Genomic DNA, 21,695 nt, shown 5'->3' with positions numbered 1-21,695 from the left:
TTAACAGGAGTGTAATCAAACTACACTGATTTTGCACCTGTTCCGTGTTAGCGCGTCTTAATAACCAGACGATTGCTCTGTTTGACCTCTTCCATCACCACATAGGTACGGGTGTCGTTCACGCCTGGCAGACGCAGCAGGGTTTCACCCAGCAGCTTACGGTAGGCGGACATATCTGGTACGCGGGTTTTCAACAGGTAGTCGAAATCGCCAGAAACCAGATGACACTCTTGAATTTCTTCAAGTTTTTGTACAGCGGCGTTAAATTGCTCAAACACATCCGGTGCACCACGATTCAGAGTAATCTCAACAAATACCAGAAGTGAGGCATCCAGATAATGCGGGTTCAGCAGAGCCGTATAGCCCTGAATAAAACCCTGTCTTTCCAGTCGGCGCACACGCTCAAGGCACGGCGTCGGGGAAAGTCCCACACGTTTTGAAAGCTCGACGTTGGAAATACGCCCATCCTTTTGCAATTCATTAAGAATGTTACGATCGATACGGTCGAGATCTTTGCCAGGGCGCTTCTTGCTATCTACCATTATTATTGTCTCTCTGTATTCCTTCCCTACTCCTGCCTGGACCCTGTGCACATCACTGTTCAGAGCCTGTACCCGTTAGTCATCACATCGCCTGGTTATCTATTAGACGCGATGCGGATTCGGGTTCTGTTGGTAAGAAGACCGTTGCCCGAAGGCAGTCACCGACATCACGTATGGCGTCTGTCCACGCCATGCGTAGATTTCACTGACCCGGTAAAAATGGCATTTACGTGCATGCCTATGCGGCACACGGTTAACGCGGTTTTTTTTTCTTCCTTGAATGTTTTCGCAAAAGCGCAGGGGATTGTCAAAGCAAAACATCGATTTTTAGTACAACATGCCGGATATTCATTTCGGTGGGGTATTAATCCTCATTTTATTGCCTTATAAACAAGCGAATTTAAGAAGTAAGCCTGATGTTATAGCGCTCAATTTATCGTCATCGCCTATCGTACAGATTGAGATCAACATTGCTGTGCTCTTTTTTTACGGCAACAAATTCCCTACAATCCAGCCAACTGTCTGCCAACAACAATGGGGATCTCATGGGCACGGCCAAACACAGTAAGCTGCTAATTCTTGGTTCTGGACCTGCGGGATATACCGCGGCGGTCTATGCTGCACGCGCTAACCTGCAACCGGTTTTGATTACCGGTATGGAAAAAGGCGGTCAGCTGACCACCACCACTGAAGTGGAAAACTGGCCAGGCGACCCTAACGACCTGACCGGGCCGCTGCTGATGGAGCGTATGCACGAGCATGCGGCTAAATTCGAAACCGAAATTCTGTTCGACCATATTAACAAGGTCGATTTGCAGAACCGTCCGTTCCGCCTGACGGGCGACAGCGGCGAGTACACCTGCGATGCGTTGATCATCGCAACGGGCGCTTCTGCCCGCTACCTTGGCCTGCCGTCAGAAGAGGCGTTCAAAGGTCGCGGCGTTTCTGCCTGCGCAACCTGCGACGGTTTCTTCTATCGCAACCAGAAAGTCGCGGTCATCGGCGGCGGTAACACTGCCGTAGAAGAGGCGCTCTATCTGGCGAACATCGCTTCTGAAGTGCACCTGATCCACCGTCGCGATACCTTCCGCGCCGAGAAGATCCTGATCAAACGTCTGATGGATAAAGTGGCGAGCGGCAACATTGTGCTGCACACCAACCGTACGCTGGAAGAAGTGACGGGCGATCAGATGGGCGTTGCCGGTCTGCGTATTCGTGATACCCAGAACACCGATAACGTCGAAACGCTGGAAGTGGCGGGCCTGTTTGTGGCTATCGGTCACAGCCCGAACACGGCAATCTTCGAGGGGCAACTGGAGCTGGAAAACGGCTACATCAAAGTGCAGTCCGGTATTCACGGCAACGCGACCCAGACCAGTATCCCGGGTGTGTTCGCTGCTGGTGACGTCATGGACCACATTTACCGTCAGGCGATCACCTCCGCAGGCACCGGTTGCATGGCCGCGCTGGACGCTGAACGCTACCTTGATGGGCTGGCTGAACAAAGTAAATAATCTTTACAAGTCAGTAACAAACGTAAATAAAGGCGGCGATAAGTCGCCTTTAATGTCTCCTCGTTGTAACATTGCGCTGCCCACTTTCTAATAACATCACCTGCAAAGCACGCAATGGAAAAAACCCGTCAACAAGAGTTAACACGCTGGCTAAAACAGCAGAGCGTTCTTTCCCGCCGCTGGCTCATGATTTCCCGTCTTCTGGGACTGATCAGTGGTCTGTTGATTGTTGCCCAGGCATGGCTGCTGGCCCGCATTCTCAATCATATGATCATGGAGAACATTCCGCGTGAAGCGCTTCTGCTGCCCTTCATCGTCCTGATCCTGGTTTTCATTCTGCGCGCCTGGGTCGTCTGGCTGCGCGAACGCGTTGGTTTTCACGCGGGGCAGCATATTCGCTACGAAATTCGCCGACAGGTGCTTGATCGTCTTCAGGAAGCCGGGCCCGCATGGATCCAGGGAAAACCAGCCGGAAGCTGGGCAACGTTAATTCTTGAACAGATTGACGATATGCACGACTACTACGCCCGCTACCTTCCGCAGATGGCGCTGGCCGTCTGCGTCCCGCTGCTGATTGTGATAACCATTTTCCCTGTCAACTGGGTGGCAGCGCTGATCCTGCTGGGTACCGCCCCGCTGATCCCCCTGTTTATGGCGATGGTGGGGATGGGAGCAGCCGATGCTAACCGCCGTAACTTCCTTGCGTTGGGTCGCCTGAGTGGCCATTTCCTTGATCGTCTGCGCGGGATGGAGACGTTACGCATTTTTGGCCGGGGTGAAGCCGAAACGGAAAACATTCGCCTGGCGTCGCAGGATTTCCGTCAGCGCACGATGGAAGTGTTACGTCTGGCGTTTCTGTCGTCTGGCGTACTGGAATTCTTTACCTCGCTCTCTATCGCCCTCGTGGCGGTCTATTTTGGTTTCTCGTATCTCGGCGCGCTGGATTTTGGTCACTACGGCACGGCGGTAACGCTGTCGGCCGGTTTCCTGGCGCTTATTCTGGCTCCGGAATTTTTCCAGCCGCTTCGCGATCTTGGCACCTTCTACCATGCCAAAGCGCAGGCCGTTGGCGCGGCTGACAGCCTGAAAACGTTCCTGGAGACGCCGCTGGCGCATCCGGAGCGGGGAGAGGTAACGCTGAACGCCAATGAACCCGTGACCATTGAAGCACGTGATTTCTCTATCCTGTCACCGGAAGGGAAAGTGCTGGCTGGCCCACTGAACTTTACCTTACCCGCCGGGCAACGGGTGGTGCTGGTAGGGACCAGTGGTTCAGGGAAAAGCTCGCTGATTAATGCGTTATCCGGTTTTATGGCTTATACCGGCTCACTGCGCATCAACAAAACCGAACTGCGCGATCTCGATCCGAACGCCTGGCGAAAACAGCTCAGTTGGGTGGGGCAAAACCCGCAGCTGCCAGCCCCGACGCTGCGGGAAAACGTCCTGCTGGCTCGCCCGGATGCACGTGAAGACGAGTTGCAATCTGTTCTCGACCGCGCCTGGGTCAGCGAGTTTCTGCCGCTGCTTCCGCATGGCGTCGATACCGTTGTCGGCGATCAGTCTGCCGGGTTATCCGTGGGCCAGGCGCAGCGCGTGGCGGTCGCCCGCGCGTTGCTTAATCCATGCCAGTTAATGCTGCTGGACGAGCCAGCGGCCAGCCTGGATGCGCACAGTGAACAGCGCGTGATGGCGGCCCTGAACGCCGCCTCGCGGCAGCAAACCACCCTGATGGTCACTCATCAGCTGGAAGGCATTGCCGACTGGGACCAGATCTGGGTCATGGAAAACGGTCGTATTGTTGAGCAAGGCGATTACGCCTCTCTCGTTACCGCGCAGGGTCCTTTCGCTGCCCTGCTGGCGAATCGTCAGGAGGACATCTGATGCGTGCCCTGCTTCCCTATCTCGCGCTCTATAAACGCCATAAATGGATGCTGACGCTGGGCATCGTGCTGGCCATTGTGACCCTGCTTGCCAGCATCGGCCTGCTCACGCTTTCCGGCTGGTTCTTGTCTGCCTCTGCCGTGGCGGGGGTTGCCGGGCTCTACAGCTTCAACTACATGCTTCCGGCGGCGGGCGTCCGCGGCACCGCCATTACCCGTACGGCTGGACGGTACTTCGAGCGACTGGTCAGCCATGACGCGACATTCCGCGTGCTGCAACATCTGCGCATTTACACCTTCAGTAAACTGCTGCCCCTCTCCCCTGCCGGACTGGCGCGTTTTCGTCAGGGGGAATTGCTCAACCGTGTGGTTGCGGATGTCGACACCCTGGATCACCTCTACCTGCGCGTGATTTCCCCGCTAGTCGGCGCGTTTGTGGTGATTGTGGTAGTCACGCTGGGTCTGTCGGTGCTGGATGTCGCTGTTGCGCTGACGCTGGGCGGGATCATGCTTTTGACGCTCATTATCCTGCCGCCGCTATTTTACCGCGCGGGTAAATCCACCGGAGAGAACCTGACGCGTCTGCGCGGGGAGTACCGCCAGCAGCTCACCTCCTGGTTACAGGGGCAGGCCGAACTGACGATATTTGGCGCCAGCGAGCGCTACCGTGCGCGAATGGAGAATACAGAACTGAACTGGCATGAAGCCCAGCGCCGTCAGTCTGAGCTTACCGCGTTCTCTCAGGCGCTTATGATGTTAATCGGGGGTGTCGCAGTCATCGCCATGCTCTGGATGGCGTCCGGTGGCGTTGGCAATAACGCACAGCCGGGCCCTCTGATTGCCTTGTTCGTATTCTGTGCTCTGGCGGCCTTTGAAGCGCTGGCGCCGGTGACGGGTGCCTTCCAGCATCTCGGCCAGGTCATCGCCTCCGCCCTGCGCATCACGGAGATTGCGGAGCAGGATCCAGAGGTGAAGTTCACCGCAGAGCAAACGGCCACGCCTGAGCAGGTTGCCCTGACGCTCAGTAACGTCACCTTCGCCTATGACAAGCAGGCACAGAATGCGCTGGAAGGCATCAGCCTCGCTGTGGATGCGGGTCAGCGGATTGCGATCCTCGGCCGTACCGGCTGCGGCAAATCCACGCTTTTGCAGTTGTTAACGCGAGCCTGGGATCCACAGCAAGGTCAGATTCAGTTTAACGGAACTCCGCTGGCAGACTTCAGCGAACAGGCGCTGCGCAAAACCGTCAGCGTGGTTCCGCAGCGCGTTCATCTCTTCAGCGCCACGCTGCGCGATAACCTGCTGCTGGCTGCACCGGAAGCCACTGATGACGTACTCCGCGCCATGCTGGAGCAGGTCGGGCTGCATAAGCTGCTTGAAGACGATGGCCTGAACAGCTGGCTGGGTGAAGGCGGTCGTCAACTCTCTGGCGGTGAGCTGCGTCGTCTGGCGATTGCGCGCGCGCTGCTGCATGATGCGCCGCTGATGTTGCTCGACGAGCCCACAGAAGGGCTTGATGCGACAACTGAAAGCCAGATCCTTGATTTACTTGCGAATGTTATGGCCGGTAAAACCGTCCTGATGGTGACACACCGCCTGCGTGGACTGGCAAATTTTGATCGGATAATTGTGATGGACAACGGACACATTATTGAGCAAGGTAGTCACGCAGAGCTGTTGACGAAACAGGGTCGCTACTACCAGTTTAAACAGCGTCTGTAGACTATATTTGTAGCGTCCTCACTCGCGTACTGGAGTTTTGCTGTCATGCGCCTGGTCCAGCTTTCTCGTCATAACATTGCGTTCCCGTCGCCAGAGGGAGCGCTGCGTGAACCCAATGGGCTGCTGGCACTTGGCGGCGATCTCAGCCCTGCCCGGCTGCTGATGGCCTACCAGCGCGGCATATTCCCGTGGTTTTCACCTGGCGACCCTATTTTATGGTGGTCTCCTGATCCGCGCGCCGTGCTCTGGCCCACGCAGTTTCACCTGAGCCGCAGCATGAAGCGTTTCCACGCAAAGTCACCGTATCGGGTCACATTGAATCACGCCTTCGGTCAGGTGATAGAAGGGTGTGCGGAAGACCGTCATGAAGGGACATGGATCACCCGCGATATCATCACTGCCTATCATCAACTGCACGAGCTTGGCTACGCCCACTCCATTGAGGTGTGGGAAGGTGGCGAACTTGTTGGCGGTATGTACGGCGTCGCGCAGGGGACGTTGTTCTGCGGTGAGTCGATGTTCTCCCGGGCGGTAAACGCCTCGAAAACGGCCCTGCTGGTTTTCTGCCGGGAGTTTGCTCAGCGCGGCGGGCAGTTGCTGGATTGTCAGGTTCTGAACGAGCATACCGCCTCCCTCGGTGCGGTTGAAATCTCCCGCCGGCACTACATTGAGCACCTGGATAACTGCCGTCAGGAGAAGCTGCCGCGCGATTTTTGGGTACCGCGGACACTCTTTATGCCCAATGTCTAAATGTTTTCCGCATATTTTTTATGAGGGTGTTATAATTATGCCGCAGAGTAGCTTCTGCCTGTTGCCCCGCCGCCGTTTGGGACCTTCGCTTCAGATAACGTCCTGACGTTTATCCTGTTGTATCCCCTTTACGAATGCGCTTTCCGTTCGGTTGTACCGTGACGCTTGGGCAATGCGCCGAAACTGTTTTGCTGCGTTTTAAACGCGCAATTCTTTACTTAATTGATGAATTTCGGCATTATCTTGCCGGTTCAAAACTTGGTAGTGATACCCCAGAGGATTAGATGGCCAAAGAAGACAATATTGAAATGCAGGGTACCGTACTTGATACGTTGCCTAACACCATGTTTCGCGTAGAGCTGGAAAACGGTCACGTGGTAACTGCGCACATCTCCGGTAAAATGCGCAAAAACTATATCCGCATTTTGACGGGCGACAAAGTGACTGTTGAACTGACCCCGTACGACCTGAGCAAAGGCCGCATTGTCTTCCGTAGTCGCTAATTGTTTTCGCCTGTAATGGCAGATGAATATTAAAAAAGGCCGGGATAATCCCGGCCTTTTTTTTATTCATGGCTTCAGTGTTGGTGTATTGTCTTCCACGGTTGTACAGAGGCGCCAATTTATGGCTGTGGATTTATCCAGAACCAACATCGAACGAAACTGGAAAGCGCCTCGCAAAATTACTCTGCGGGCTGTTGCCCTCACCCAGCCCTCTCCCACAGGGAGAGGGAGAAAAGCAGGCATAAAAAAACCGGGCTGTTGCCCGGTTTTTAACACACATATTACACTCAGTGAGCCGCTTCCGGCTTGTGCTTCGCCGCACTCTGGAAATCGTACGTCAGTTCGTTCTTCGCCTGATCCAGTGCCACTGTCACCTGGCCGCCGTCCACCAGCGAGCCAAACAGCAGTTCGTTCGCCAGCGGTTTCTTCAGGTTGTCCTGAATCACACGCGCCATCGGACGGGCACCCATCGCTCGGTCGTAGCCTTTCTCAGCCAGCCAGTTGCGGGCCTCCTGGCTCACTTCCAGCGACACGCCTTTCTGATCAAGCTGAACCTGCAGTTCGACAATGAACTTGTCCACCACCTGATGGATCACCTCGGTAGACAGGTGATCGAACCAGATAATGTTGTCCAGACGGTTGCGGAACTCCGGCGTAAAGATCTTCTTGATCTCTTCCATCGCATCAGTGCTGTTATCCTGGTGGATCAGGCCGATGGATTTACGCTCGGTTTCACGGACACCGGCGTTGGTGGTCATCACCAGCACCACGTTACGGAAGTCCGCCTTGCGCCCGTTGTTGTCGGTCAGCGTCCCGTTGTCCATCACCTGCAGCAGGATGTTGAACACATCCGGGTGCGCTTTCTCGATTTCATCGAGCAGCAGTACCGCATGTGGATGCTTGATCACCGCGTCGGTGAGCAGACCGCCCTGGTCAAAGCCCACGTATCCCGGAGGCGCACCAATCAAGCGGCTGACGGTGTGACGCTCCATATACTCGGACATATCAAAGCGCAGCAGTTCAATGCCCAGCGCTTTGGAGAGCTGCACCGTTACTTCGGTTTTCCCGACACCGGTTGGACCGGCGAACAGGAACGAACCGACAGGCTTATGCTCATGCCCAAGTCCGGCACGGGCCATCTTGATCGCTTCGGTTAAGGCCTCAATGGCTTTATCCTGACCAAAGACCAGCATCTTCAGACGATTGCCAAGGGTACGCAGCGTGTCGCGATCGCTCTGAGAAACGCTCTTCTCAGGAATGCGCGCGATACGAGCCACTACGGACTCAATATCCGCCACGTTGACGGTTTTCTTACGCTTGCTGGCTGGCATCAGACGCGCACGCGCCCCTGCCTCGTCAATCACGTCAATCGCCTTATCCGGCAGATGACGATCGTTGATGTATTTCACCGCCAGCTCCACCGCCGCACGCACCGCTTTCGCGGTGTAACGCACGTCGTGGTGCGCTTCATACTTCGGTTTCAGGCCGTTGATGATCTGCACCGTTTCCTCGACGGACGGTTCAGTGACATCGATTTTCTGGAAGCGACGTGCCAGGGCACGATCCTTCTCAAAAATGTTGCTGAACTCCTGGTAAGTGGTCGAGCCAATCACCCGGATCTTGCCGCTGGAGAGCAGCGGTTTGATCAGGTTAGCGGCGTCCACCTGCCCACCCGAAGCGGCACCCGCACCGATGATGGTATGTATTTCATCGATAAACAGGATGCTGTTGGTATCCTGCTCCAGCTGTTTTAACAGCGCCTTGAAGCGTTTTTCAAAATCACCACGGTATTTGGTGCCCGCCAGCAAAGAGCCGATATCCAGCGAATAGATAGTGCAATCGGCAATCACTTCCGGTACGTCGCCCTGCACAATGCGCCAGGCGAGACCTTCGGCAATCGCGGTTTTACCCACGCCCGATTCCCCCACCAGCAGCGGGTTATTTTTGCGGCGACGGCACAGCACCTGAATCGCGCGCTCCAGCTCTTTATCGCGACCAATCAGCGGGTCGATACCGCCAACGCGAGCAAGCTGATTAAGGTTGGTGGTGAAGTTTTCCATACGATCCTCCCCGCCTGCTTGCTCTTCATTGTTATTGACCTGATTGCTGGGATCCGATGCCTGGTTAGGCTCGTCTTTGCGCGTGCCGTGGGAAATAAAGTTAACCACATCAAGTCGGCTGACTTCATGTTTGCGCAGCAGGTAAGCCGCCTGCGACTCCTGCTCGCTGAAGATGGCGACCAGGACGTTTGCGCCCGTCACTTCGCTACGTCCGGAAGACTGGACGTGGAATACCGCGCGCTGCAGCACACGCTGGAAGCTGAGCGTCGGCTGTGTGTCGCGCTCTTCTTCACTGGCTGGCAGCACCGGTGTCGTTTGTTCGATGAAGGCTTCGAGTTCCTGACGTAGCGCCACCAGATCCACGGAGCAGGCTTCCAGCGCTTCGCGGGCAGATGGGTTGCTAAGCAGTGCGAGCAGTAAATGCTCGACGGTCATAAACTCATGTCGGTGCTCACGCGCTCTGGCGAAAGCCATATTTAAACTGAGTTCCAGTTCTTGATTGAGCATAGGCACCTCCCCCAATTTTATGCCTTATCAGGCCTTTTCCAGCGTACACAGCAACGGATGCTCGTTCTCCCTCGCATAGTCGTTCACCATCGCCACTTTGGTTTCCGCCACCTCGGCGGTAAAGATGCCGCAGATAGCTTTGCCACGATAATGAACGGTAAGCATCAGTTGCGTTGCACGTTCTACATCATAAGAAAAGAACTTTTGTAGCACGTCAATAACAAATTCCATCGGCGTGTAATCATCGTTCATTAACATAACTTTATACATAGATGGCGGTTTTAGCGCGTCACGCACTTTGTCTTCCGCCAGCTGGTCAAAATCCAGCCAGTCGTTGGTCTTACCCATTTTGCATAACCACTTTGAATCTACCTCAGATGTTAGATAACAATCATCTATTACTGTCATCCGCGATGTCTGTCACAAACTGTTGCAATAGCGTTAACTGCTTCAAACTTTGGTTGATTATTGTCCCATCTCCAGCGCCAAACGCTTGACGATGTCTTTCGATTCTCTAAATTGTACAAGCGTGAGATGGCGAGGTTTTGAACAGCCCCCACTCCACCACCGGTTCATTCCATCTTAACTTATAAGATTTACGAAGGATGTCGAAGCATGGAAATGGGTACTGTTAAGTGGTTCAACAACGCCAAAGGGTTTGGCTTCATCTGCCCCGAAGGCGGCGGCGAGGATATATTCGCTCACTATTCCACCATTCAGATGGATGGTTACAGAACGCTCAAAGCCGGGCAGTCCGTCCGGTTCGATGTACATCAGGGACCCAAAGGCAATCACGCAAGCCTTATCGTACCGATTGAAGCAGAAACGGTTGCTTAGCTCTCTGTTTTATTGTGTACATCCTGCAGTCAAAATGCCAGCCCGATCGGCTGGCATTTTTATTTTCGGGTTATTCCCGAGCCAGTGCATCCACCGGATCCAGCCGCGCCGCGTTGCGGGCCGGCAGCCAGCCAAACAAGATGCCGGTAAAGGTCGAGCATAAAAATGCGGTAAGAATGGCCACCGGTGAAAACCCAATCTCCCAGCCGGGTAAGAAAATCTGCAGGGCAAAGGCGATCATCATCGACAGCGCAATCCCCATGGCGCCGCCCACCAGACACACCAGCACCGCTTCAATCAAAAATTGCTGCAGCACGTCGCTGGCTCTGGCCCCGACCGCCATGCGAATACCAATCTCTCGGGTACGTTCCGTCACCGAGACCAGCATGATATTCATTACCCCGATACCGCCAACGACCAGCGAAATCACCGCCACCAGCGTGAGGAACAGCTGAAGAGTACGTGTGGTCTTTTCCGCCGTTTTCAAGAGGCCGTCCATATTCCAGGTGAAGAAATCCTTCTTCCCGTGACGCAGGGTTAACAGCCGCTCAAGCTGCTGTTCGGCCAGCGCGCTGTCATAACCCTCCTTGACGCGCACGGTGATGGAGTTCAGCCATGACTGCCCCATAATCCGCCCGGAAATGGTGCTGTACGGTAGCCAGACCCGCAGGATCTTGCTGCTGCCAAACATGGACTGCTTCTCTTCCGCCACGCCAATCACGGTGGCTGGCATGTTCCCTACGAGGATCACTTCGCCCACGACGTTGGTTTTATTGGGGAAGAGCTGTCTGCGCGAGTTCGCGTCCAGTACCACCACCTGCGCCCTGCCCGCCAGCTGTTCGGCGTTGAAGGTCGCCCCTTCGCTGAAGGTCATGCCGTAGACGTTAAAATAATCTCCGCTGACGCCGTTCGCGCTGGCGGCAACGTCCACGTTACCCACGCGCAGGCGAAGGTTTTGCGACACGGCAGGCGTCGCCGAATTGACCCACGGCTGTTTCTGAATGGCCGCCAGGTCGTCGTATTTCAACGCCTGCTGATACTGCGGTTCGTCATCACCAAAGTCTTTCCCGGGATAGACGTCAATGGTGTTGGTCCCGATAGCGCGGATATCCGCCAGCACCAGCTGTTTGGCTGCATCGCCCACCACCACAATCGACACCACCGATGCAATACCGATGATGATCCCAAGCATGGTCAGCAGGGTGCGCATTTTATTGGCCGCCATCGCCAGCCAGGCCATGGTCAGCGCCTCGCGAAAACCGCTGGAAAACTGTCCCCAGCCGGTTGCAGCAGGCAAGGCTTCTTTTGGCGCGGCCGCTCTGGACGCACGCGGTGGCGGGTTGCTCACCAGCTCGCCGTCGTGGATCTCGATAATGCGCTCAGCCTGCGCCGCCACCTGCGGATCGTGAGTCACGATAATGACCGTGTGCCCCTGATCGCGAAGCTGATGGAGGATCGCCATCACCTCTTCACCGGAATGGCTGTCGAGCGCTCCGGTGGGTTCATCGGCCAGGATCACCTGCCCGCCGTTCATCAGCGCACGGGCAATACTCACGCGCTGCTGCTGACCGCCAGAAAGCTGCGAGGGCTGATAATCTACCCGCTCCGCCAGACCAAGACGCGTTAACAGCGCCTGCGCGCGCGCAAGGCGTTTCTTGCGCTCCACGCCTGCATAGACCGCCGGGACCTCCACGTTCTGCGCCGCACTCAGGTGAGAGAGCAGATGGTAACGCTGAAAGATAAAGCCGAAGTGTTCCCGACGCAGCTTTGCCAGCGCGTCGCCGTCCAGAGTGGAAACGTCCGTTCCGGCCACGCGGTAGGTACCGCTGGTCGGTTTATCCAGACAGCCAAGAATGTTCATCAGCGTCGATTTACCGGAACCCGACGCGCCAACAATCGCCACCATCTCGCCCGCTTCCACGCGCAGGGAGATGCCCTTCAGCACCTCCACCGGACCATCGCCCGACGGATAGCTGCGACGAATATCAGTCAGCTCAAGCAACGCCGTCATTTCGCCGCTCCGGGCAGGGTTTCGCTGGTGACCACCTCGTCACCCTCTTCCAGCCCTTTCACCACTACCACGTCGGTATCGTTGCGTGCGCCAATCACCACTTCACGCTCGCGCGTTTCGCCGTTGCGTAACACCTTCACCTTATAGCGGTTATCCCCGGCGGATTCCCCCAGCGCAGAGAGCGGAACGGTCAGCACGTTTTTTACGCCGGTCAGCTGAATATGGACCTGCGCGGTCATATCCAGACGCAGCACGCCCTGCGGGTTGGGGACTTCAAAACGGGCATAGTAGAAGATCGCGTCGTTCACTTTTTCCGGCGTAGGCAGAATGTCCTTCAGCACGCCTTCATAGCGCGTCTGCGGATCGCCCAGTACGGTGAACCAGGCGTTCTGCCCCGGCTTAAGATGGATAACATCCGCCTCGGAAACCTGCGCTTTCACCAGCATAGTGCTCATATCCGCCAGCGTCAGAATGTTCGGCGCCTGTTGGGCGGCAATCACCGTCTGACCCTGAAGCGTGGTGATCTGGGTCACTTCCCCGGCCATGGGCGCCACAATCTTCGTATAATCGAGGTTGGTTTTCGCCGTATCCAGCGAGGCTTGGTTGCGCTTGATTTGCGCGTCAATGGTGCCAATCTGCGCCTGTTTCACCGCCAGTTCGGTGGCGGCCGTGTCGAGATCCTGTTTCGAGATCGCCTGCGTTTTGGCCAGCGCCTGCTGACGCGTCAGGGTCACCTGGGCAAGATTACGTTCCGCCAGCGCCTGCGCACGCTGCGCGCGCAGCTCCATCAGCGTGGCTTCCACTTCCCGGATCTGGTTTTCAGCCTGTTCCGGGTCGATAACGCCGAGCAGTTGCCCCTTTTTCACCTTATCGCCAATCTCAACGGACAGCGTTTTTAACTGCCCGCTAACCTGTGCGCCCACGTCAACCTTGCGCAGCGCATCAAGTTTGCCGGTCGCCAGTACGTTTTGCTGCAATTCACCCGGACGGACGATCAGCGTTTGATACTGCGGAACCGGCGCGTTGAGCACTTGCCATAACCAGTATCCGCCCGCTATCACCACTATCGCCAGCAGCAGAAACCACTTTCTGCGTTTTCCCTTAAGGTTCATAAATATTCCAAATAATTATTCTGGCTTACATCAACGTCGATTCTATCTAAACCACTCCTCAACGAAACCCCTGAATTCAGGAAATGCCTGGATTTGTTGACACAACGTTGACAAAGGGCCTGCTGAAATAACGCCATTCCATAAGAAGCAGGATCTCACATGTCTTCCATCGTCGATACACCGTATTCCACTCTGTCGCAGCCTAAATCCGGCTGGCAGCTGTTTAAAAGTCTGGTCACTGGCGCCATTACGCCGGGCCTGGCATGGCAAAACCCCGCCTATCGACGTAAGTTTGCGCTTCGCACGCTGGCGACGCCGCTCAGCACCGCACGTCTGCTCTCAAGCCTGGCAAAGCAGCCCCGTTTGATGCAAATGCTGCAGGTCCAGCCTGGCCTGCCCTGTCGCCTGCATCGCCCTTGGCTGACCGTGAATATGGATCGCCCGCATGCGCTGGAAGCCCTGAACTGGCACTACCAGACCATGAGTGACCACCTGCCGGCCGCGCTGCTCAAAGGCTATCTTTCTAAGCAGGGCGTGACGCTCCTGACCTTAACCGGTAAGGATGAACAGCAGTTTACCGTTCGGTTGTGCGCCGATGCGTTCCTGGATAAAGAGGGAGAAGCTACCCTCTTTTTCAGTGACCATCAGGATACCGTGCTGGCGGAAATAACGTTTACGCTGTGCCCGTTTGAAGGCAAAAGCACACTCTTTATCGGCGGTCTGCAGGGGGCGAAAGCCCACGTTCCGCATGAGCTGATCCAGAAGGCAACCAAGGCGTGCCATGGCCTTTTCCCGAAACGACTGCTGGTTGAAGCTGTCATGACGCTCGGCAGCGCCTTTCCGGTGGAGCAGATTGTGGCGGTGAGTAATGCCACCCACATCTATCGCAGCTGGCGATATCGCAAGAAAAAAGAGGGGAAACTGCTGGCGGATTACGACAGCTTCTGGATCTCCCTCGGCGGACACAAACAGGATAACGGTAACTTTGAACTGCCGCTTGCCATGCCGCGTAAGTCCATGGAAGAGATTGCCAGTAAAAAACGCGCGGAATATCGCCGCCGCTATGAGCTGCTGGATAGCCTGACGGAGCAGGTCACCCAGGCAACCCGGCGTTAATCGGCTTTCCCGCGTGCCAGCCACAGGACGCGGGAGAACATTTTACGCAGCAGCGTAGGCACCGATTCGATCCCTCTCCGCCCTGCTTCTGTTGCCACTTCAATGGCTAAATCCGGTTTTGAAGAGCGGTGGATCGCTTTGGCGATCACGCGCCGCATGTTCATCGGCACATCAACCGGCACCATCGCTATCCTGTGGAACACGTCATCGAACCCCTGGCGGTACATAAAGTGCTCCATGTCCATGGCGGGCAGCATGGTTAAATGATCCCGCTCTTCTTCTCGCTCATCGTTCAACAGGCTGCGCACGGTGGATGCGTATTTTTTACCTGCTTCATCGCCGTCGACCAGCACGTGCCATTCTATGCCCATCCGCCGGGCGAATTTGATCAGCGGCTTTAACCCTGACTGCGCAAACTCGATGACCTTAATCCCCTCCGCATCAAAATGGTGGCCGCACTGGCGCGCCAGCTCGTTGATGACCCAGGTCTCGGTCTCCCCCTCCACCAGAAGCCAGCAGCGGGCAAAAAGCGACGAGGCGCGATTAAAGCGGATATGAAACGCAATACGGCGACCATCCTCGGCATTCATCCCTCCCGGCCCCAGCCGGTAAGCAGAAACGCGCGATGATTCACGCACCAGGCGGCAAACATACTCGACCGGCGTCAGCGACAACAACTCGCCGGAATTGGTGGTGGTAATGCGCTGAAGCGGCAGCAGATTCAACAGGTGCCAGGCAACGGAGAGCATGATGGGGTGCAGGCGTGTTTCCGGGTCTTCCACCAGCAACAGCGGACGCGCATCGCGATCCAGACGGACGGTGCCCTTGGCCTGCAGAAGAGTGGAAAACAGCCCCAGCAAAATCACCCGATGAGTGCGTCCGCCGGGCCGGTCGATCATCCGGTTAATGATATCGAGATAGCGCCAGCTTCGTTGCTCATCATGGGACCGACGGCGCATCAGACGATGGCGCGACTGCGAGGTCCCCTGCTCGGAAAAATAGTGCTCCAGCAGTTGCACCATGGCAGAGAGCCCCTGGCGGATTTGCCCATCGGTGAGATTTTGCGGACGCGAAACCAGCTCGCGTGCCAGGAAATCAAGCTCGCGGGCGGTGACTTCCACTTCCGGCATATGCGGCACGGTACCGTTACGGATACGCCGCATAAAACGCGCATCGCGCAAGCGTAGCACCGGCATCAAACGAATCAGATGCCGGGCCAGCTCGTCGATATTGTCCAGCGGGATGGGGTTGCCTTTCTGGTCGAGAAATTCACGCAGGGTCAGCACCCCTTCATTCTCTGACATCTCGCCTTCCAGACGATAAAAAATACGGTGGAAGCCATCGTCGCTCTGAACCCAGCACGGTGACATCGGGCGGAAGCGACGCACCCGGTGACGCCCCGGCTCGGATTCGCGGAACGTCAGAATGATATGGAGATGCTTCTCGCGGCCGTTGACATCACCGGGCGGAAACCAGAAATCATCATGAACGAAGTGATACAAATCGCCCTCGGGCGAAAGCAGCAGCGTCAGCGCGTCCAGCAGGCTGGACTTACCCCAGGCGTTCTCGCCGATGAGGACGTTATTCTGCTCCAACTGGAGTGACAGACGGTTTATACCGCGAAACCCGACAATTTCCACACGTTCGAGAAGCATACATCCCCCGAGAAATGATCACTTTTTCCTTTAAGTTATCAGCAGTATAACGGGAGGATGCCGCACAGAACACTGTCAGGCCTCCTGATTATTTTGTCTCAGCACGAAAAATTCAGAATTTACGTGCAAGGTTTCATTTGAAATAGTCTCAATAGCACCACAAACTATTGCCCGCAAATTGGACTATGATCTATTCACCTCCAGTTTGAACAAGGATTGACATCACATTGCCTTAAATCAAATTATCCGAATTTATTTAAGTGGCGAAGGGGTGTTGTTGGTTTCTAAAATAATGGCTCTTTGAGTCGTCATCCCTTTATGGCGATATATCCCGCGCGCGGGAAAGCGTGCGGTAGTTAATTGAGGTGGTTATGTTCAGAAAATTAGCAGCAGAATGCTTTGGTACATTCTGGCTGGTGTTTGGTGGCTGCGGTAGTGCCGTTCTGGCAGCAGCATTTCCGGAACTCGGCATTGGTTTTGTCGGCGTCGCGCTGGCATTTGGTTTAACGGTATTAACCATGGCCTTCGCCGTGGGACATATTTCCGGTGGTCATTTTAACCCGGCCGTGACATTAGGCTTATGGGCTGGTGGTCGCTTCCCGGCTAAAGAGGTCATTGGCTATATTGTCGCTCAGGTTGTGGGCGGTATTATTGCTGCCGCGGTGCTGTACGTGATTGCCAGCGGTAAAGCCGGCTTTGACGCCGCAGCCAGCGGTTTTGCTTCCAACGGCTTCGGTGAGCACTCGCCTGGCGGCTACTCTATGCTCTCTGCCATTGTGATTGAAATTGTGCTGACCGCCGGCTTCCTGCTGGTGATCCACGGCGCGACCGACAAATACGCCCCTGCAGGCTTCGCGCCTATCGCCATTGGTCTGGCACTGACGCTTATTCACCTGATCTCCATTCCGGTGACCAACACCTCGGTGAACCCGGCGCGCAGCACCGCCGTCGCCATCTTCCAGGGCGGTTGGGCACTTGAGCAGCTGTGGCTGTTCTGGGTAATGCCGATCGTCGGCGGTATTCTGGGCGGTGTGCTGTATCGCACCCTGCTGGAAAAACGCGATTAATCTTTCCCTCCCTCTCCCTGTGGGAGAGAGCCAGTGTGAGGGCAACAGGCCGGGTAAGGCGCAGCCGCCACCCGGCTTTCTTTTGCCGCTTTACTGAACAGCCTTTATTGGGTAGTGTCTCTGGCGCTCAACAGCTACTCACAAGGACCGGTTGTTCATGTTCTCAGGACTCCTCATTATTCTGCTGCCCCTGATTGTGGGCTATCTTATCCCGCTGCATCAGGCATCGGCATTACGGCTTATCAACCGTTTTCTCAGCTGGATTGTTTACGTCATTCTGTTCTTTATGGGGATTAGCCTGGCCTTTCTGGATAACCTGGCGACCAATCTGCTTTCTATCCTGCATTATTCTGCGGTCACAGTTGTGGTTATTTTGCTCTGCAATATCGCCGCCTTATTCTGGCTTGAACGCACTATTCCGTGGAAAAATCATCACCATCAGGAAAAACTGCCTTCCCGAATTGCGATGGCGCTGGAATCATTAAAACTGTGCGGCGTCGTGGTGCTCGGTTTTGTCCTTGGACTCACCGGATGGCCTTTTTTGCAGCACGCCACCGAAGCCAGCGAATATACCCTGATCTTCCTGCTGTTCCTTATTGGTATCCAGTTACGCAATAATGGCATGACCCTGAAACAGATTGTCCTGAATCGTCGGGGAATGATTGTTGCCGTTATTGTGGTCGCCAGTTCAATGGTAGCAGGCGTCATTAACGCCTTGATTCTCGACCTGCCGCTCAAAACCGGCCTGGCCATGGCCTCCGGATTTGGCTGGTATTCCCTCTCCGGTATTCTGCTAACCGAGTCGTTTGGCCCTGTTATTGGCAGCGCCGCCTTCTTTAACGACCTGGCGCGGGAGTTAATCGCCATCATGCTGATCCCGGGTCTGGTTCGCCGCAGCCGCTCTACCGCGCTGGGTCTGAGCGGGGCGACGTCGATGGACTTTACCCTGCCGGTATTACAACGCTCTGGCGGGCTGGAAATGGTGCCCGCCGCCATCGTACACGGCTTTATTCTGAGCCTGCTGGTGCCTGTTCTGATGGCCTTTTTCTCCGCCTGATACCACTCTGGCGGTAGGGTTCCTGCCGCCAAAATTGCGCTAAATCAATCTCCCTCTACTTTGTCAAAAAAAGCCCTTTTCACCGCCCGGACACAGGCATAACCTTAAACATGTATATCAAATATAACTTTAACAGGTGTGATTATGTTTTGTGTGCAATGTGAACAAACTATCCGTACCCCGGCAGGCAATGGCTGTTCTTACGCGCAGGGTATGTGCGGTAAAACCGCAGAAACATCAGACCTGCAGGATCTGCTGATTGCTGCCCTGCAGGGACTTTCCGCCTGGGCATTCAAAGCCCGCGAGTACGGTATTGTCGACCACTACGTAGACAGCTTTGCGCCGCGCGCCTTTTTCTCCACGCTGACTAACGTTAACTTTGATTCACCGCGCATTGTCGGGTACGCCCGTGAAGCGATTGCCCTGCGCGAAGCGCTGAAAGCGCAGTGCCTGAATGCCGATGCCAGCGCTCGCGTGGACAACCCGATGTCAGAACTGCAGCTGGTGAGTGACGACCTGGGCGAATTACAGCGTCAGGCCGCAGAATTTACCCCGAACAAAGACAAAGCGGCGATTGGCGAGAACATTCTCGGCCTGCGCCTGCTGTGCCTGTACGGCCTGAAAGGTGCCGCAGCCTATATGGAGCACGCGCACGTGCTTGGCCAGTACGATAACGACATCTACGCGCAGTACCACAAAATCATGGCGTGGCTGGGCACCTGGCCTGCCGATATGAATGCGCTGCTTGAGTGCTCTATGGAAATCGGCCAGATGAACTTCAAAGTGATGAGCATTCTGGATGCCGGTGAAACCAGCACCTACGGTCATCCAACGCCAACGCAGGTCAATGTGAAAGCGACCGAAGGCAAATGTATTCTCATCTCCGGCCACGACCTGAAAGATCTCTACAACCTGCTGAAGCAGACCGAAGGCACCGGCGTTAACGTCTATACCCACGGCGAAATGCTGCCCGCACACGGCTACCCGGAACTGCGTAAATTCAAACATCTGATCGGGAACTACGGCAGCGGCTGGCAGAATCAGCAGGTTGAGTTCGCCCGCTTCCCGGGCCCAATTGTGATGACCTCTAACTGCATCATCGACCCGACCGTCGGCGCGTATGATGACCGCATCTGGACCCGCAGCATCGTCGGCTGGCCGGGCGTGAGCCACCTTGAAGGTGACGATTTCGGTCCGGTGATCGCCCAGGCGCAGCAGATGGCGGGCTTCCCGTACAGCGAAATTCCGCACCTCATCACCGTTGGCTTTGGCCGCGAAACGCTGCTCGGCGCCGCAGACTCGCTGATTGACCTCGTCAGCCGTGAAAAACTGCGCCACATCTTCCTGATTGGCGGCTGTGACGGCGCGCGCGGTGAGCGTAACTACTTCACCGATTTCGCCACCCGCGTGCCGGAAGATTGCCTGATCCTGACGCTGGCCTGCGGTAAATACCGTTTCAACAAGCTGGACTTCGGTAACATTGAAGGGCTGCCGCGTCTGGTGGATGCTGGTCAGTGTAACGATGCCTATTCAGCCATCATTCTGGCGGTCACGCTGGCGGAGAAACTGGGCTGCGGCGTGAACGATCTGCCGCTGTCGCTGGTGCTCTCCTGGTTCGAGCAGAAAGCGATTGTGATCCTGCTGACCCTGCTCTCTCTGGGCGTAACCAATATCGTCACCGGCCCAACCGCGCCAGGCTTCCTGACGCCGGACCTGCTGGCCGTGCTGAACGAGAAATTCGGTCTGCGTTCCGTGACCACCGTAGAAGAAGATATGCAGCAACTGCTGAGCGCGTAAGGAGTATTTCATGACCATGCCAACCTCTCAGTGCCCGTGGCGGATGCAGGTTCATCACATCCATCAGGAGACGCCGGATGTGTGGACGCTGTCGCTGCTGTGCCATGACTACTACCCGTACCGTGCCGGTCAGTATGCGCTGGTCAGTGTCCGCAACGCGGCGGACACATTGCGCGCCTATACGATCTCCTCGACGCCGGGCGTGAGCGAATACATTACGCTCACTATCCGCCGCATCGATGACGGTGCAGGCTCGCAGTGGCTCACGCGTGACGTCAAGCGCGGGGATTACATCTGGCTGTCTGACGCTCAGGGGGAATTTACCTGTGACGACAAGAGCGAAGATAAATTCCTGCTGCTGGCCGCAGGCTGTGGCGTCACGCCGATCATGTCAATGCGTCGCTGGCTGGCCAAAAACCGCCCGCAGGCCGACGTGCAGGTGATCTACAGCGTGCGCTCGCCGGACGATGTTATCTTTGCCGATGAGTGGCACAACTATCCGGTGACGCTGGTGGCAGAGCACAACGCGACGCACGGTTTTGTCGAGGGACGTCTGAGCCGCGAGCTGCTGCAACGCGTGCCCGATATAGCGAACCGTACCGTGATGACCTGCGGCCCGGCACCGTATATGGAGATTGTGGAACAGGAAGTGAAAGCCCTGGGCGTAACCCGCTTCTTCAAAGAGCAGTTCTTCACGCCGGTGGCGGAGGCGGCAACCAGCGGAATTCAGTTCACCAAACTGCAACCGGCACAAACCTTCTTTGGCCGCGTCGGCACCACGCTGCTGGAGGCGCTGGAAAGCAATAAGGTGCCGGTGGTAGCTGCCTGTCGCGCGGGCGTATGCGGTTGCTGTAAAACGAAGGTAGTCTCCGGGGAGTACAGCGTGACCAGCACCATGACGCTGACCGATGCAGAAATTGCTGAAGGTTATGTGCTGGCGTGCTCATGTCATCCGCAGGGCGATCTTGTGCTCGCGTAATCGTTAAACGTGTCATTGTAGGCCCGGTAAGCGCCAGCGCCACCGGGCTTTTTTTGCCCTATCGCCACGCAGGACCTTTCCCTACCGCGTACCGCCCTGCCCCTAAAAACGCCACCGCCAGCGAGCCGATAAAGAAGTACACCAGGCTCTCAATGGCCCACGCACCGACGGCATCGAGTGCAAAGGTTTTGCCCGTGCCCACCATCAGCCATGCCACAATCATGGTAAACGCCAGTACCAGCGCCGCCGGGCGCGTAAAGAGGCCGACAATGATCAGGATCGGTGCCACCACTTCGCCAATCAATACGCCGTACGCAATAAACCCCGGCAGCCCTTTTTCCACCAGCAGGCCGCTGATAAAGCCCACACCGCCAAATAACTTGTGTAATCCGTGAAACAACATCAGCCCACCGACGGCAAGTCGTAACAAGAGTTTGCCGAGATCGTCGCACGTTAGCTTTTCGTTTACAGCAATTAACAATGATTTAACCATCTGAAATGATTCCCGTTTTCACCCAATCTGTCGCCAGATTATGCCGAATCATTGCCGGTGAAAACCACCCTGAAATGAGGGGTATTGTGCAGG

18 protein-coding genes are annotated in these 21,695 nt (G+C 55.9%); 11 read left to right on the top strand and 7 right to left on the bottom strand.

The annotated features are described in order from the left end of the window. Positions 1-47: 47 nt before the first annotated feature. Positions 48-542: a leucine-responsive transcriptional regulator Lrp gene (lrp, locus tag ACQG22_RS07590; protein WP_000228469.1), complete on the bottom strand. Its 495-nt coding sequence runs from the start codon at positions 540-542 to the stop codon at positions 48-50. Between the two features lie 545 nt (positions 543-1,087). Between lrp and trxB the strand changes: the two genes are divergently transcribed. From trxB to infA, 5 genes are all read left to right on the top strand, one after another. Then, a complete protein-coding gene (gene trxB, locus ACQG22_RS07585; RefSeq protein ID WP_058684016.1) occupies positions 1,088-2,056 on the top strand; it encodes a thioredoxin-disulfide reductase in 969 nt (322 codons plus the stop codon). Positions 2,057-2,170: 114 nt separating this feature from the next. Next, entirely contained in the window at positions 2,171-3,937 is a 1,767-nt protein-coding gene (gene cydD / locus ACQG22_RS07580; RefSeq protein WP_013097322.1) for a heme ABC transporter permease/ATP-binding protein CydD, read from the top strand. Next, complete coding sequence (gene cydC / locus ACQG22_RS07575; protein ID WP_058660299.1) at positions 3,937-5,658, top strand: heme ABC transporter ATP-binding protein/permease CydC; 1,722 nt, start codon at positions 3,937-3,939, stop codon at positions 5,656-5,658. Before cydD ends, cydC begins: the two co-directional genes overlap by 1 nt. Positions 5,659-5,703: 45 nt before the next feature. Continuing rightward, positions 5,704-6,408, top strand: coding sequence for a leucyl/phenylalanyl-tRNA--protein transferase (gene aat, locus ACQG22_RS07570; protein WP_058660300.1), 705 nt, complete (start codon positions 5,704-5,706; stop codon positions 6,406-6,408). Positions 6,409-6,692: 284 nt separating this feature from the next. After that, on the top strand, positions 6,693-6,911 hold the full coding sequence (gene infA, locus ACQG22_RS07565; RefSeq protein ID WP_002211347.1) for a translation initiation factor IF-1: 219 nt from the start codon (positions 6,693-6,695) through the stop codon (positions 6,909-6,911). 287 nt (positions 6,912-7,198) lie between these two features. Here the strand turns inward: infA and clpA are convergent, their stop codons facing one another. Together clpA and clpS are read right to left on the bottom strand one after the other, a co-directional pair. Beyond that, positions 7,199-9,478: an ATP-dependent Clp protease ATP-binding subunit ClpA gene (gene clpA / locus ACQG22_RS07560; RefSeq protein WP_023622164.1), complete on the bottom strand. Its 2,280-nt coding sequence runs from the start codon at positions 9,476-9,478 to the stop codon at positions 7,199-7,201. 27 nt (positions 9,479-9,505) lie between these two features. Next, positions 9,506-9,826 carry an ATP-dependent Clp protease adapter ClpS gene (clpS, locus tag ACQG22_RS07555; RefSeq protein WP_006174393.1) on the bottom strand — a complete coding sequence of 107 codons (321 nt, stop codon included), beginning with the start codon at positions 9,824-9,826 and terminating at the stop codon, positions 9,506-9,508. Positions 9,827-10,093: 267 nt separating this feature from the next. Between clpS and cspD the strand changes: the two genes are divergently transcribed. Further along, a complete protein-coding gene (gene cspD / locus ACQG22_RS07550) occupies positions 10,094-10,315 on the top strand; it encodes a cold shock-like protein CspD (protein WP_008499993.1) in 222 nt (73 codons plus the stop codon). A gap of 70 nt (positions 10,316-10,385) precedes the next feature. Here cspD and macB read toward each other — a convergent pair whose 3' ends face one another. Together macB and macA are read right to left on the bottom strand one after the other, a co-directional pair. Continuing rightward, on the bottom strand, positions 10,386-12,326 hold the full coding sequence (gene macB / locus ACQG22_RS07545; protein ID WP_020689930.1) for a macrolide ABC transporter ATP-binding protein/permease MacB: 1,941 nt from the start codon (positions 12,324-12,326) through the stop codon (positions 10,386-10,388). Then, positions 12,323-13,438 carry a macrolide transporter subunit MacA gene (gene macA, locus ACQG22_RS07540; protein WP_013097327.1) on the bottom strand — a complete coding sequence of 372 codons (1,116 nt, stop codon included), beginning with the start codon at positions 13,436-13,438 and terminating at the stop codon, positions 12,323-12,325. Before macA ends, macB begins: the two co-directional genes overlap by 4 nt. A gap of 159 nt (positions 13,439-13,597) precedes the next feature. On the opposite strand from macA, the gene ACQG22_RS07535 reads away from it, so the two are divergent. Then, on the top strand, positions 13,598-14,554 hold the full coding sequence (locus ACQG22_RS07535; protein WP_013097328.1) for a VirK/YbjX family protein: 957 nt from the start codon (positions 13,598-13,600) through the stop codon (positions 14,552-14,554). Here ACQG22_RS07535 and ACQG22_RS07530 read toward each other — a convergent pair. Beyond that, positions 14,551-16,209, bottom strand: coding sequence for an ATP-dependent endonuclease (locus ACQG22_RS07530; protein WP_013097329.1), 1,659 nt, complete (start codon positions 16,207-16,209; stop codon positions 14,551-14,553). The two genes, ACQG22_RS07535 and ACQG22_RS07530, sit on opposite strands and share 4 nt — an antisense overlap. A gap of 371 nt (positions 16,210-16,580) precedes the next feature. On the opposite strand from ACQG22_RS07530, the gene aqpZ reads away from it, so the two are divergent. The 4 genes from aqpZ to hcr all read left to right on the top strand — a co-directional run bounded on the left by aqpZ (position 16,581) and on the right by hcr (position 21,109). Continuing rightward, positions 16,581-17,276, top strand: coding sequence for an aquaporin Z (gene aqpZ / locus ACQG22_RS07525; protein ID WP_013097330.1), 696 nt, complete (start codon positions 16,581-16,583; stop codon positions 17,274-17,276). 157 nt (positions 17,277-17,433) lie between these two features. After that, positions 17,434-18,333, top strand: a complete 900-nt coding sequence (locus ACQG22_RS07520) for a lysine exporter LysO family protein (RefSeq protein WP_013097331.1) — start codon at positions 17,434-17,436, stop codon at positions 18,331-18,333. A gap of 144 nt (positions 18,334-18,477) precedes the next feature. Continuing rightward, positions 18,478-20,130, top strand: coding sequence for a hydroxylamine reductase (gene hcp, locus ACQG22_RS07515; RefSeq protein WP_023622157.1), 1,653 nt, complete (start codon positions 18,478-18,480; stop codon positions 20,128-20,130). Between the two features lie 10 nt (positions 20,131-20,140). Then, entirely contained in the window at positions 20,141-21,109 is a 969-nt protein-coding gene (hcr, locus tag ACQG22_RS07510) for an NADH oxidoreductase (RefSeq protein ID WP_058681022.1), read from the top strand. A 58-nt stretch (positions 21,110-21,167) separates the two neighbouring features. Here the strand turns inward: hcr and ACQG22_RS07505 are convergent, their stop codons facing one another. Then, on the bottom strand, positions 21,168-21,602 hold the full coding sequence (locus ACQG22_RS07505; RefSeq protein WP_029883004.1) for a DoxX family protein: 435 nt from the start codon (positions 21,600-21,602) through the stop codon (positions 21,168-21,170). Positions 21,603-21,695: the final 93 nt, after the last annotated feature.

The sequence above is a fragment of the Enterobacter cloacae complex sp. 309I3 genome (assembly GCF_050031595.1).
Classification (GTDB): Bacteria; Pseudomonadota; Gammaproteobacteria; order Enterobacterales; family Enterobacteriaceae; genus Enterobacter; species Enterobacter cloacae.
This window is presented reverse-complemented; position numbering and strand designations above follow the sequence as displayed.